Source organism: Mycobacterium sp. SM1, from assembly GCF_018361265.1.
Taxonomy (GTDB): Bacteria; Actinomycetota; Actinomycetes; order Mycobacteriales; family Mycobacteriaceae; genus Mycobacterium.
In genome coordinates, this window is record NZ_JAFLNH010000002.1 from 310,225 (window position 1) to 323,602 (window position 13,378).

The 13,378-nt window shown below is 65.7% G+C and carries 10 protein-coding genes and 1 pseudogene; 7 read left to right on the top strand and 4 right to left on the bottom strand.

Annotation, left to right across the window (positions count from 1 at the left end; translation table 11 throughout):
* Positions 1-18 precede the first annotated feature (18 nt).
* Both MSM1_RS11165 and MSM1_RS11170 read right to left on the bottom strand, forming a co-directional pair.
* Positions 19-2,010, bottom strand: coding sequence for a tyrosine-type recombinase/integrase (locus MSM1_RS11165; protein WP_213442183.1), 1,992 nt, complete (start codon positions 2,008-2,010; stop codon positions 19-21).
* Positions 2,004-3,092: a tyrosine-type recombinase/integrase gene (locus tag MSM1_RS11170; protein ID WP_307857352.1), complete on the bottom strand. Its 1,089-nt coding sequence runs from the start codon at positions 3,090-3,092 to the stop codon at positions 2,004-2,006. The genes MSM1_RS11165 and MSM1_RS11170 overlap by 7 nt, the downstream gene beginning before the upstream one ends.
* Before the next feature lie 34 nt (positions 3,093-3,126).
* Here MSM1_RS11170 and MSM1_RS11175 point away from each other — a divergent pair, with 34 nt between their 5' ends.
* From MSM1_RS11175 to MSM1_RS11190, 4 genes are all read left to right on the top strand, one after another.
* Positions 3,127-3,708, top strand: a complete 582-nt coding sequence (locus MSM1_RS11175; RefSeq protein WP_307857360.1) for a transposase — start codon at positions 3,127-3,129, stop codon at positions 3,706-3,708.
* Positions 3,709-3,735: 27 nt separating this feature from the next.
* Positions 3,736-4,068 carry a DUF3761 domain-containing protein gene (locus tag MSM1_RS11180; RefSeq protein ID WP_213442187.1) on the top strand — a complete coding sequence of 111 codons (333 nt, stop codon included), beginning with the start codon at positions 3,736-3,738 and terminating at the stop codon, positions 4,066-4,068.
* A complete protein-coding gene (locus tag MSM1_RS11185) occupies positions 4,022-4,366 on the top strand; it encodes a hypothetical protein (RefSeq protein ID WP_236056354.1) in 345 nt (114 codons plus the stop codon). Before MSM1_RS11180 ends, MSM1_RS11185 begins: the two co-directional genes overlap by 47 nt.
* A gap of 192 nt (positions 4,367-4,558) precedes the next feature.
* Positions 4,559-5,299, top strand: coding sequence for a hypothetical protein (locus tag MSM1_RS11190; RefSeq protein ID WP_213442191.1), 741 nt, complete (start codon positions 4,559-4,561; stop codon positions 5,297-5,299).
* Between the two features lie 330 nt (positions 5,300-5,629).
* Here MSM1_RS11190 and MSM1_RS11195 read toward each other — a convergent pair whose 3' ends face one another.
* Complete coding sequence (locus MSM1_RS11195; protein WP_213442193.1) at positions 5,630-6,952, bottom strand: ISL3 family transposase; 1,323 nt, start codon at positions 6,950-6,952, stop codon at positions 5,630-5,632.
* Positions 6,953-7,771: 819 nt separating this feature from the next.
* Between MSM1_RS11195 and MSM1_RS11200 the strand changes: the two genes are divergently transcribed.
* Positions 7,772-8,905 carry an IS30 family transposase gene (locus MSM1_RS11200; RefSeq protein WP_374101718.1) on the top strand — a complete coding sequence of 378 codons (1,134 nt, stop codon included), beginning with the start codon at positions 7,772-7,774 and terminating at the stop codon, positions 8,903-8,905.
* Positions 8,906-9,132: 227 nt separating this feature from the next.
* Here the strand turns inward: MSM1_RS11200 and MSM1_RS11205 are convergent, their stop codons facing one another.
* Positions 9,133-9,417, bottom strand: a complete 285-nt coding sequence (locus tag MSM1_RS11205) for a DUF3024 domain-containing protein (protein WP_307857361.1) — start codon at positions 9,415-9,417, stop codon at positions 9,133-9,135.
* 162 nt (positions 9,418-9,579) lie between these two features.
* Here MSM1_RS11205 and MSM1_RS11210 point away from each other — a divergent pair.
* Both MSM1_RS11210 and MSM1_RS11215 read left to right on the top strand, forming a co-directional pair.
* Positions 9,580-11,126, top strand: a pseudogene (locus MSM1_RS11210) (IS1380 family transposase).
* Between the two features lie 367 nt (positions 11,127-11,493).
* Entirely contained in the window at positions 11,494-13,020 is a 1,527-nt protein-coding gene (locus MSM1_RS11215) for an IS1380 family transposase (RefSeq protein ID WP_374101719.1), read from the top strand.
* Positions 13,021-13,378 lie beyond the last annotated feature (358 nt).

Below are 13,378 nucleotides of genomic sequence, written 5' to 3' on the forward strand. Positions count from 1 at the left end.
CGGCCCTCGCGGCCGGAGTCAAGAAGGCAGATCGGTCGAGTGATGGCGGCGTAGTCGTTGGAGGTGTTGATCGAGATTGGCCGCGACGCGCTGATGCCGGGCGGCCTCGTCGTCCCAGCCGCGGGCGTGGGCATCGGCTTGCAGGGCGCGGATGTCGTCGAGTTGCGCGCTGATCGTCGTGGTGGCCGCTGGGTCGGGGACGAAGAAGTCGCACTGTTCGCAGATGTTGGCGTAGGGGCAAGGCCCGGCGGCTTTGGGCCGGGCGCAAAAGCCGTGCGCGAGCCGGGTTTTGAGCATCTCGGCGTGCATCCAGGCGACCTTGTCAGGTACTGGCGGTGCGGCGTTGACGGCGGTCAGTGGCAGCAGTTGACCGGCGCGGACCTTGTCCATCGCCGCCTGGTAGGCACTGCGGATGGTCGGGGTGGTGAGCTTGGCGTAGCGCAACGTCATCTCCGGGGTGACGTGGCCCATGAGCGCCATCAGCGCGGGTAACCCGATACCGCCGTTGATCAGGCTGGTGCCGAAGGTGTGCCGCAGCTGGTGTGGGGTGACGTGCAGCAGCTGCCCGTCGCGGCCGCGCAGCCCGGCGGCGGCGACGGCATCGAGCAGGCCCTTGCGCAGCCGCAATGACGTTGGCCGACGGCCGTGTTCGAGGAATAAGAACTCAGTTAGCCGGCCGCCGCGGGGGTGAGGCAGCGCACGCTGGCGGCCCCGTTGGGCGATCCAGGCATCGATCACCTGCACGGTATCCGGCTCCAGCGGCACCATGCGTTCGGAGTTCAGCTTGCCGACCGGCACTCGCAGCCAGGTGCCATGCCCGGCGAAGTCCAGCAGGCAGTCCAGTTCCAGGTCGAGCAGTTCGCCGAGGCGCATGCCGGTGGCGCGTAGCAGCAGCAGGCCGGTACGCGCGAGTGCGTCATCGAGGTTGGCGACGGCCGTCGTCAGCGCCCGGTCGACGTCTGGGGTCAGGGCTCGGGGCAGCGCGTCGGGGGTGCGTGGGATGTCGGCGTAGAACAGCAGCCGCCGCGGCGGGGCCGACGGCCAGCTCCAGCCGGCGATGTCTTCGAAGAAGCAGCGCAGGTCGACCACGTCTTGGTGGAACGCGACCACGCCGATGGTGCGGCGCTGGCGGTTCTTGCCGCGCCACGGCCGGGCCCGCGCCCACGCCAGATACGGCTCAATATGGCGGGTCCGTTCGATCTCCTGCAGCCGGGTCACTTCGGGGTGGTGCTCAGCGAGGTAGTCGAAGAACACCCGCAGCGCCTTGGTTGGCCCGGCCACGGTGTAGGGGCGCAGCGTGGTGGTGATCGTCTGCACATAGCGAACGACCTCGGTGCGGATCAGCGGCTGGCGCACACCGGAGGCATGCACGAGTGGCCCGACCGCCACCGGTCGGCTCTGCCGCGGCGGGGTGCTCAGGCTGCCGAGCTGATAACAGGCCTGCTGCAAGGCGAACAGCCGGGTGCGGGCATGGTGGCGCGCCGAGGCAGACAGCGCGGCCGATCCATCCAATTGTCCGAGCACACAGGCGAAGTCGTCCTCGGTCAACCGCCGCACGGGTTTTCCCACGTGCAGGCAAATCGTCGAGGCGGCCAGCAGCCCGACCTGACGCTGCCAGTTGGCGCTCCAGCCCAGCACCGCAGCGGCCTCGGCGACTGCGGCCACGTTGTCGGGCTCGTGGGCAGCCCACTCGACCGGTAGCCCGCACCCGGCTGGTTTGGCCAGCAGTAGCTCCACGTCGGGGACCAGGTGCCGCTGAATGAAACACCACGAGACGAACGACCACGCTTTGAACCGGTGTAGGTCTGTCAGCCGGGCAGGAGTGGGCCGACGCATCCACACCGCCAGGTCGGAAAAGCGGTCCACGAAGCGGCGCGCACTGCGACGCCGTGCGAATCGCACACTCGCGCAAAGCGACACCGCCTCGACGTGCGCGTCGTAGGCAGCGATCAGCCCGGCTGCGCCGGGCAACGGCGCGGCGTCGGCCGCGCTAACCGCGACACTTACCACGGCGATGCCTTGCGAGCGGTGCTGTACTCGGCGCAGAGGGTCTCAGCCGATAGGTGCACGTATTTTCCCGTTGTCTCGGGGCTGGCATGTCCCATCAAGTCCCGCAGCACCAGCAGGTCGATCCCGGCCGCGGCCAACTGTGTGCCGTAGGTGTGGCGCAGCCGGTGGGGGCGCACCCGGGCTGCGCCCGAGCTGGCCCGGTGGGTGCGGAAGATTCGACGCATCCCAGCCTCGGTCAACGGCTGCCCTGCGGTCGGCCCGCGCAGCACGACAAAACACTGCTCGGTCGTGCAATCTGTTGGACGCTCAAGCCGTAGATAAGCAGCCAGTTCAGCGAAGAACGGCCGGTCCACCGGAACCACCCGTTCCCGACCACCCTTGCCGGCCACCCGCAACTGCCGGCGGGCGATGTCCACCTCGGCCAACAGCAGACCGCGGACCTCGGCGGCGCGTAGTCCGCCGAGCAGCATCAGCAGCACCATCGCGCGGTCGCGATGGGTGCCCAGGTCAGTCAGAAACGCCTCAATCTCAGCCAGCTCAAGGCTTTCCGGCAATAGCCGCTGCTGGCGCACCAGCCGGCCGCCTGACCGCGAGTGACGAGCCCGGATATGGCCCAGCAAGCCCCGACGCGCCCGAAGCCCGCTGGTGCGCCGCGCCGCCGGCACCGGACTGGCCATCACCACGCCAGTGATCACCGCGAACTCGAACAGGGCCCGCACCGCGGCGATGCGCCGGTTCTGCGTCGCGGCAGCGGCGCCCCGCCGCTCGGATAACCGGACCACTGTCGAACCCGCAGTGCGCTTGGGCTGGGTCTGCCAGTCCAGATAATCAAACAAGTCGGTCGGCCGCACCTCGGCCAGACCAACGCCCTGCCCGGTGAGAAACCGCAAAAAGTTCAACACGTCATACGCATACGCGCGTCGCGTCGCCCGAGCGAAGTTTCTGCCCTGCAGATGCGCCAAGAACCGGTTCACCACCGCGACGTCGTCGCGCTGCCCAGCGGCAACCTCACCGGCAATCAGAAAGACGTCTCCATCGCCGGCCACCCGAAGCCCCATCGGCACCTCCACACGGAAAGCCACCGACCTCCAGTGTGAACACACACGAGCCCCACTAGTGGGACCTCACCTGCGCCGAGCGTGTCGCCCCTGCGAGGGCCGGTTAACGGATAACATCCTTGCCAAAGTGCCCAAAAACGCCCAAGCCGAGGTGAAGGCCGACTACTGGGCGATCTTCGATGTGCCCGAGAACATCGCGCCTGGCCGCGACGCGGTCACCTACGTGCACAAGAGGATCGACGCGTTCGCCAAGCGTTGGCGCGACTCGTATCCGGCGGCGGTGCGGTGTCTGCTTGATGACCGTGACTCGCTGACGGTCTACCTGCGGTTCCCACGGGAGCATTGGGCCCGGGTGCGCCACTCCAATTTCATCGAGCGGACCTTCGGGGAGACCCGCCGCCGAGTCAAGGTCATCGGCCGACTGCCCGGCGAGCACTCCTGCCTGAAGCTGGTGTGGGCCGTACTTGACCGCGCCTCGGCCGGCTGGCGCGGGTTCACCATGACACCGGCCGGGCTACGGCTACTACAGGACCTGCGAAGGTCGTTGCATGACCCACCGACCAAACTGCCGCAACGAAATTCGGAAGTACGCGCCGAAACCGGAGCGGCGCCGGCCGATGCTGTCGGCGCCATCGCATAAAATCACAATCGCAAGTGAGCGGAATCTATGCCCGAACTTTTACACCGCGATTGGGACGCCACCACTGTCGACGAGGTAGGTGGGCTTGTGTTCTGTCGTCCAATTTTGGTTGCTTCAGCCATAGCGGCGGCGCCTATTGGTGCTGCACCACCGGTGAGTGCGGGTCCGCAATCGCAATGCGGAGACGGGCCGGACTACGTGGCCGCCTCGGGCGACTGTGTCCATGACCCAGAAGCGGCACCCACAGCACCGCCAGGTGCAACCGCGATTTGTCGAGACGGTGACTACTCATTCAGCGAACACCCCCACTCCGGTGGCACATGCCACGGCCATGGCGGCGTTGCACAGTACTTGCCGTAGGAAGGCGAAGGTGAAGATTTGGATAGCAGCCGCGATAGCGGCGATAGCTCTCGGCGCGGCTGCGCCGCACGCGCGCGCCGATGACAGCGACTACCTAAATGCGCTTTCGGACAAATACTTCTACCAGGAGCTTGGTCCGCAAGTGCTGCTCAGCGAAGGGTACAAGGTGTGCGACGACATTGATGAGCAAGGCGACGATGAGATGGGAGCGATTAACATGGTCAAGTCGGACTTGTCCGTGTCAGATTTCGCTGCTGGGGAGATTGTCGGCGCCGCGATGGCGGGGCTCGGCTGCTGACTTGCGCGGTCCCACTCGCGCGGTCCCACTCGATCGTTAGGCTTCGGCACCATGCGCGACCGCGAGACCATCGACTCCGAGCTGCGGTTGCTGGCTGGCGTTCACCGGGTGGACGCTTCGCCAAACACCGAGTGAGCAAGCTCGTGGGGGCATACGCTTTTCGACAAACGTCGAACATGGAGGTTTGGGCGCGTGAATAGCGCGGCGTCCGAGAATCCTCTCGGGCTGGGACTAATCATCGTCGGTGCGGCTGCCCTGGCTATCTCCGCGTTCTTGCCGCTTGTCCAACCGGTGAGCGCGTTACGCATGGTCGAGGACAACACCCTTATCCAGCACGGTGGTTGGGTGCTCATCGCGCTTGCCTTAGGGATCGCCACCAGCGGCTATCGGGTTAGCCGGGGCAGGCCGAAGGAGCGGTGGATGCCCATCATCCTGTGCGCCATTGCAGCGGCACTAGTCCTCCTCGATGCCAATGACAAGGACGTGCGGACTCTTTACCCGGTCCGCTCCGACGGAACTGTCGACACCAGCCAACCTGGGATGGTCGCCAGCCTTGGCATCGCCATCTACGTTGCGGGGGCGGGAGTCGCTGCCGCCCTCATTGGCTCGCTGATACTCCTTCAGAGCGCAAAGCAGCGCGCTCTGGACGATCCTTTAGTTGCGGCCCGGACGGAAGCGGAAACAAAGAAGTGCCCCGACCAGCCGAGGCCGCAACTCAAGCGCCAGCGGGCACGAATGGAGCTAGAAGCCGAGGCGGATGCAGCCGAAGCCGAAGCGCTGGCTGCCGAGGCGCGGGCGCGCGCAATCCGGCTGCGGCGCGAGGCGGAAGCCAACGCCAAACAGGCTCCCCAAGCGGAAACGCGCCAATCAGGTCGTTCCCCCACCGGAGTGCCTTATCCTGGTCCAAGCAAGAAGAACGAAGCACGCGAGTAAGTTCGATGCGCCAGGCCAGCTTTCGGGTGCTTATCGCTTTGCGCCATTGCAGCGGCACCGGCGGTGGTCGCCGATGACAAATTTGGGCAAATGTTGGCCCTCCTGACGTATCCGTGGGTGGATGGGGCCGATTCGGGGCCGTGATCTGATGGTTGAATTCGTTTGTGCTCCCTTCCGCGATAGTTGCCTGTAGCGCTGCCCGGGTGGGAGGTGTCCATGTGGAGCCCCCGAGCGCAGCGAGGCGGAACGACATGGACACCGACGAGCGGGTAGCGCAGAATCGGCGACGTCTGAGAGGGGAAACCCGAGGGGTGCCCTGGTGGAGGGGTGTTAGCCGCGGCCGGGCAGGGTGGGGCGGTGGCCGCCGAGGGCGAGCATGGCCAGGGCGATCAGCGCGGCGGGGTTGTGGAATCCGAATGCGATGCGGGTGAGCAGGCGGATCTTGGTGTTGGTGGATTCGATCAATCCTTGGGACAGGCCGTGGTCGAGGGCGGCGTCGATGGCCTCGCGGTGGCGTTTGATGCGGCGGGCCAGCTCGACGAAGACCGGGATGCGGCAGCGCCGCGCCCAGAAGATCCACTTGTCGAGGGCGTCTTTGCCGTCCTGGCCTTTGACCGAAAACACATGCCGCAGGCCCTCTTTGAGCAGGTACGCGCGGTAGAGCCGGGTGTCGGTCTTGGCGATCCAGGCCAGTTTGGCGGTTTGGCGTTCGGTGAGGTCCTCGGGGTTTTTCCACAGTGCATAGCGGGCGGCTTTGAGCCGCCGTGCTCGTTCATGACCCGGCCGCGGCGCGGTGTTCCTGCTGGGCCGACCACGGCCCCATTTGGCCTCGCCGCGCGCGATCGCTCGCGCGTCGTTCCAGGCCCGGCGCCGCTCGGCATCCAGCGCCTCGGTGGCCCAGGCCGCCACATGAAACGGATCTGCGCAGCGGATCGCGCCCGGGCAGCGCTCGGCGACCACATCGGCAATCCACTCCGCCGCATCGGCGGACACATGGGTGATCTGCGCGCACCGCTGGGCGCCCAGAGCGTCGAAAAACCGCCGCAGCGTCTTGGTGTCGCGGCCCGGGGCGGCCCACACCAGCCGGCCGCTGTCGTGGTCAACCACCACCGTGAGGTACTTATGGTGACGCTTATAGGAGATCTCATCGATGCCGATCCGACGCAGACCCGCAAACCGGTCGATCCTCTTCTCCGTGTCGGCCCACACCCTCGCCACGATCGCCCCTACGGTGCGCCAGGCGACCCGCATCAACTCGCACACCGCGGTTTTCGAACACGCCACCGCCAGCCAGGCCACCGTGTCATCAAAGGCCAAAGTGTGCCCGGCATGGTGGCGCGCCCACGGCACCGCCACCACCGTAGGCCCATGGGCGGGGCAGTTCACCCGCGGCGCATCGGCCTCCAGCACCACCTGCATCGTGCCCCAATCCAGGCCCCGCCACCGGCGCCGACCCTCACCCCGGTCATACCAGGGCGCCCTGCGACCGCAGCGGCCACAACGGCGCGAAACACCACTTCGCGGCCGCACCCGCGCCACCACCAGCGTGTCGCCGTCGGCGTCTTCCTCCCCGAACTCCTCGAACTCGATGTCTTCGATCACGGTGCGCTGGTCGACACCCAGCAGCGCACGCCATAGCCTCACATTGCGCACGTCGTTGTTGGCTCCTTTGGTTCCTGACCTTCCACAAGCCAGAAACCTTAAGCCACAACGACGTGCGCCCCTTACATCAACAACCGGCCCACGGAAGCGTCAGAAGAGCCCAAATGTTATCGCGCCGACTCGGACGGTGCTTACGCTGTAGGAGTCAAACAACGAGGTTTGGCGGAGGGCACCATGAAATGCAAAATTGCCCTATGTATAGCTGCGGCGGCCGGAGCCATGGTCACGTATGCCGCAGACATAGCGGTTAACCCGCCTGCGAGCCACGCTGACCCTCCTGGGCCAGTCTGTAACGCACCGGGGCTGCCGCCGTGTGCTGGTCCTGGGCCACTTACGCCTGAGCAGCAGTGCGGCTTGGTCGCGTGGATGACTTGGATGCCCTGTAACTGGTGGGGTATGCAAGTACCCGCCGGCACGCCAGGCAGCCTCTAATCACCCGGAACAACCACCTCCGGTCACAGCACCCCAATTGGCGAACGGGTCCGTGTGAAAAAGCCATAAGATTCCGTGACCGTTGGGACCGCACGCGACGGATAAGTTGGAGCCTGGCCCGCCTGCTGCGCCTCCACCGCGCGGCGCCAGCGCGACCACTCAGCCCGGCGCTCGAACGGCACAGTGGCGTCCCAGGAGCGGTGTAAAAGTGGCCTGACGTAGATTCCGCTCGCTTGCGTTCATGATCCTTTGCGGTAGCGCTGACAGGGCGGATTCCAGTCAACGTCGCAACACCGAGGCTATGCGGAGGTTGCGGTGGAAGCACAGCGAAAGACCCGACACGGCGACGTGGAGAAGCAGGAGTGGTTCGGTCGGCTGATTGCCCAAGGGGTAAGCAACCGCCAAGCGTGCCGGATCGTGGGGATCGACCGCAGGACCGGGACACGCTGGCGCTGCGGGCGCACAATCCGCAATAGGGCCGGCGAGCCGGTGCGCTATCCACCGGTGAGTCTTACAGCACCCAAACCACGTCATCCTCGATATTTGTCGTTGGCCGAGAGGACGACGATCGCCGACTTGCACCGCGCGGGTGTCAGCGTGCGCGCCATCGCCGAGGAGCTGGGTCGGGCGGCCTCGACGGTCTCCCGGGAGTTGCGCCGCAACGTAGACGATCAGGGCCGCTACTTGCCCGCTACTGCGCAGCGGCTGACCGTTGAGCGGCAGTCCCGGCCATCACGCACTCGCTGCGTAGTGCGTGATGAGGAACTCCGTGCTGTTGTTTCTGAGCTGCTGGGCAAGAGGTGGAGTCCCGAACAGATCGCCCACGAGTTGGTGATCCGGTTCCCTGACCAACCCGAACGGCGCCTATGCACCGAATCCATTTACCAGGCGATCTATGACCCGCGGATCGGTGTGACCCGTCCAGCCAAGCGGCGGCGCCGGCGGCGCCGCCGCTGCATCCAGGGCCTGGAACGGCGTGGTCGGCTCACCAGTATGATGATGATCGCTGATCGACCTGCCGAGGTTGACGATCGGGTGCAGGTCGGGCATTGGGAGGGTGACTGCATCATGGGAGCTGGAAACCGTTCAGCGATCGGCACTCTCGTCGAACGCGTCACCCGATTTGTGATCCTGGTCCACGTGTGCACTGGGCGCCCGAGCGCAGAAGCGATGCGTGACGGCGTCGTTGACGCGCTGGGTGAGCTGGCCCCCGATCTTCGACGGACACTGACATGGGATCAGGGCAAGGAACTTGCGTTGCACCAGCAGATCACCGCTCGCACCGGCACCCGGGTGTTCTTCTGCGACGCGCACTCACCATGGCAGCGCGGCTCCAATGAGAACATGAACGGCCTGCTACGGGACTACTTCCCCAAAGGCACCGACCTGTCGCTCATCTCGCCCGAGGAACTACAGCGGGTCGCCGACGAAATCAACGACCGGCCACGCAAAACTCTCGGTTGGGCCCGTCCAGCCGATCTGATCACCGGCGCTGCCGCCAAGACCGCATAAGCGGGCGCAACCTCCCCGGCGGAGCGTTCATCCTCACATCGCCCCTCCTGAGGCTGGACAAGATAAGATAAACGCCGCACGGCCGAAGGCCCGCAGGGGCACAACCATTGCGGGCAAGCTTGCACGACCAGATCGGGCGACATCGACATCATTCGAGTTGACCCGATCCTGGCCCATCAACAACGGGGTGGCGATTCATCTCGCATTCGCTTGCCCGACAAGCAGAGTCAGCCCCAAAAGATGGCTGTCGGATCGCGATCCACCTCGGCCAACAACTCCTCGATAACGGCCGTGGGCGACACCAAGTCATAGGCATGGAAGCGCAAGTTGCGGTCGCGCCAATACAGCGACCACACTCCGCTGGTCTTCGTGTAGCGCAGCCGGGCAATCGGGACGCGGGTCCACTCCGTCCCCATATCCGCCCGCCACGGTGGGCGGCACTCCACGATCGTCAGATGACGCTCAGCAACGTCGGCCTCCACGCGCACCTGATCACGGACATGCTCAGGCACCCTGTCCCGGCACCACCGCTGCACCCGCGCAACATCTGTCTCCGGAAGGCCTCTCACTGCACTAGTCCCTCAGTAAGCGTGTCGGCTGGGGTGGATAGGGCAAAGGCCTTACCCTGATTGGGTTTGCGACATCAACGCAGCCCAGCGGGAAAGGCCTTTGTGGTGAAGAAGATACCGCATGAGCAGAGTCGGCGAAACATTGCGCGGCGGCGGCGTCGGGTGGCGGTGCGGCACGCGCGGGCGGGGCGTTGGGGCGCGCGGCCCAAGCCGATGCTGAACTCGGGTCCGGTGCGCTACGAGGTTGGCGCCAACATCGACGCCACCGCCTTCGGGGGGATCGCCGCGGTGCACCGGCTGGTGACCAAGCTGGGGCTGGTCGAGCGGATCGACGAGGATCTGCAGTTGTTGAAGGTGCACCTGCCCTATCACGAATCCGACCATGTGTTGAACTTGGCCTACAACTGTTGAACTTGGCCTACAACGTGGCCTGTGGCGGCACCCGCCTTGAAGACATCGAGCGGCTGCGCCACGACAGCGCCTACATGAACGCTTTGGGCGCGCAGCTGATCCCGGATCCGACCACGGCCGGCGATTTCTGCCGCCGGTTCAGCGAGGCCGATGTGGCCACGTTGATGGAGGCCATCAACGCGGTGCGCCCGCAGCTGTGGGCGGGCCGGGGCGCTGAGCTGCTGGGCCCGATCGCCTACCTTGACGTGGACGGCACCATCGCACCCACCTACGGCCAACACAAGGCCGGGATGGACATGTCCTACCAGGGCATCTGGGGGTATGCGCCGCTGATCGTGTCGCTGGCCAACACCAAGGAAGTGCTCTACCTGGTCAACCGGCCCGGCAACGCGCCCAGCCACGCCGGCGCGGCGGAGTGGATCGACAAGGCCATCGAGCTGGTCACCCCGCACGCCGCACGGGTGTGTTTGCGCGGGGACACCGACTTCTCGTTGACCGCGCACTTCGACCGATGGGCCAAGCAGGTCGACTTCGTGTTCGGCATGGACGCCAGTGCCGCGCTGCGCTCGCGCGCCGAGGCGCTGGCCGAGGCCTGCTGGACACCGCTGCAGCGGCCCGCAGCCGCGCCGCCGCGCAGCGGGCAGCAGCGCCGGCGCGAGCCCAACCACAAGCGGCGCATCGTCGCCGAACGCGGCTATGTCAACCTTGAACTCAACGGCGAGGATGTCGCCGAGTTCACCTCCCAGCCCGGCAAGTGTGGCCGACCCTACCGGGTGATCGCGCTGCGCAAGAACATCAGCAAGACCCGCGGTGAGCAGGCGCTCATCGACGAGGTCCGCTACTTCTTCTACATCACCACCCGCACCGATCTGACCCCCGCGCAGGTCGTGGCCTGCGCCAACGACCGCTGCGACCAGGAAAACGTCATCGAGCAGCTGAAAAACGGTGTCAACGCGCTGCGGGTGCCCCTTTATGACCTGGTCTCCAACTGGGCCCACATGGTCATCGCCGCCCTGGCCTGGAACATCAAGTCCTGGTTTGCGATGATGCTGCACCACAAGGCCGACCGGCGCGACTGGATCAACATGGAGTTCCGCCGCTTTTGCACCCAGGTGATCCTCATCCCCGCCATGATCATCCGCCGCGCCCGTGCCATTACCGTCCGGATCATCGGCTACCACCCCAGCCTGGACCGATTCTTCAGCGCCTACAACACCATTGAGCGCACTCGCTTCGGCTGACACCCACACCCGCCACTCGCCTACGGCCCTGCCGCACCCCACAGCACGCCAGCCCTGTCTCCGTTGCCCAAACCAGCGCACCTGGCGGCGTCCCCGCATGCCCTCACACCCGAACAACCCACGCAGAAGCAATAATCCAGCCAATCGACGACCGCTCACCCATCCGAAAACAGTCATCGACGCCCCAGACACCGCCCGACCGCCAAACCAAATCGAGCTCCCGCACAATCCTGCAATCCGCTGGCAGCGACTCGCTTATTTAAGGACTAGTCCCTCAGTAAGCGTGTCGGCTGGGGTGGATAGGGCAAAGGCCTTACCCTGACTGGGTTTGCGACATCAACGCAGCCCAGCAAGAAAGGCCTTTGTGGTGAAGAAGATACCGCATGAGCAGAGTCGGCGAAACATTGCGCGGCGGCGGCGTCGGGTGGCGGTGCGGCACGCGCGGGCGGGGCGTTGGGGCGCGCGGCCCAAGCCGATGCTGAACTCGGGTCCGGTGCGCTACGAGGTTGGCGCCAACATCGACGCCACCGCCTTCGGGGGGATCGCCGCGGTGCACCGGCTGGTGACCAAGCTGGGGCTGGTCGAGCGGATCGACGAGGATCTGCAGTTGTTGAAGGTGCACCTGCCCTATCACGAATCCGACCATGTGTTGAACTTGGCCTACAACGTGGCCTGTGGCGGCACCCGCCTTGAAGACATCGAGCGGCTGCGCCACGACAGCGCCTACATGAACGCTTTGGGCGCGCAGCTGATCCCGGATCCGACCACGGCCGGCGATTTCTGCCGCCGGTTCAGCGAGGCCGACGTGGCCACGTTGATGGAGGCCATCAACGCGGTGCGCCCACAGCTGTGGGCGGGCCGGGGCGCTGAGCTGCTGGGCCCGATCGCCTACCTTGACGTGGACGGCACCATCGCACCCACCTACGGCCAACACAAGGCCGGGATGGACATGTCCTACAAGGGCATCTGGGGGTATGCGCCGCTGATCGTGTCGCTGGCCAACACCAAGGAAGTGCTCTACCTGGTCAACCGGCCCGGCAACGCGCCCAGCCACGCCGGGGCGGCGCAGTGGATCGACAAGGCCATCGAGCTGGTCACCCCGCACGCCGCACGGGTGTGTTTGCGCGGGGACACCGACTTCTCGTTGACCGCGCACTTCGACCGATGGGCCAAGCAGGTCGACTTCGTGTTCGGCATGGACGCCAGTGCCGCGCTGCGCTCGCGCGCCGAGGCGCTGGCCGAGGCCTGCTGGACACCGCTGCAGCGGCCCGCAGCCGCGCCGCCGCGCAGCGGGCAGCAGCGCCGGCGCGAGCCCAACCACAAGCGGCGCATCGTCGCTGAACGCGGCTATGTCAACCTTGAACTCAACGGCGAGGATGTCGCCGAGTTCACCTCCCAGCCCGGCAAGTGTGGCCGACCCTACCGGGTGATCGCGCTGCGCAAGAACATCAGCAAGACCCGCGGTGAGCAGGCGCTCATCGACGAGGTCCGCTACTTCTTCTACATCACCACCCGCACCGATCTGACCCCCGCGCAGGTCGTGGCCTGCGCCAACGACCGCTGCGACCAGGAAAACGTCATCGAGCAGCTGAAAAACGGTGTCAACGCGCTGCGGGTGCCCCTTTATGACCTGGTCTCCAACTGGGCCCACATGGTCATCGCCGCCCTGGCCTGGAACATCAAGTCCTGGTTTGCGATGATGCTGCACCACAAGGCCGACCGGCGCGACTGGATCAACATGGAGTTCCGCCGCTTTTGCACCCAGGTGATCCTCATCCCCGCCATGATCATCCGCCGCGCCCGTGCCATTACCGTCCGGATCATCGGCTACCACCCCAGCCTGGACCGATTCTTCAGCGCCTACAACACCATTGAGCGCACTCGCTTCGGCTGACACCCACACCCGCCACTCGCCTACGGCCCTGCCGCACCCCACAGCACGCCAGCCCTGTCTCCGTTGTCCAAACCAGCGCACCTCGCGGCGTCCCCGCATGCCCTCACACCCGAACAACCCACGCAGAAGCAATAATCCAGCCAATCGACGACCGCTCACCCATCCGAAAACAGTCATCGACGCCCCAGACACCGCCCGACCGCCAAACCAAATCGAACTCCCGCACAATCCTGCAATCCGCTGGCAGCGACTCGCTTATTTAAGCCGAAGTTACTGGTGGTGAGTGGGGGAAATGGGGCGCTGAGCTGGAATTTGTGATGATCGGACATAAAAAATGTGGCCCTCCTGACGTATCCGT

Bases quoted from the DNA above. Each gene is read 5' to 3' on its own strand.
- MSM1_RS11180 (WP_213442187.1), top strand. From the start codon at position 3,736: ATGCCCGAACTTTTACACCGCGATTGGGACGCCACCACTGTCGACGAG.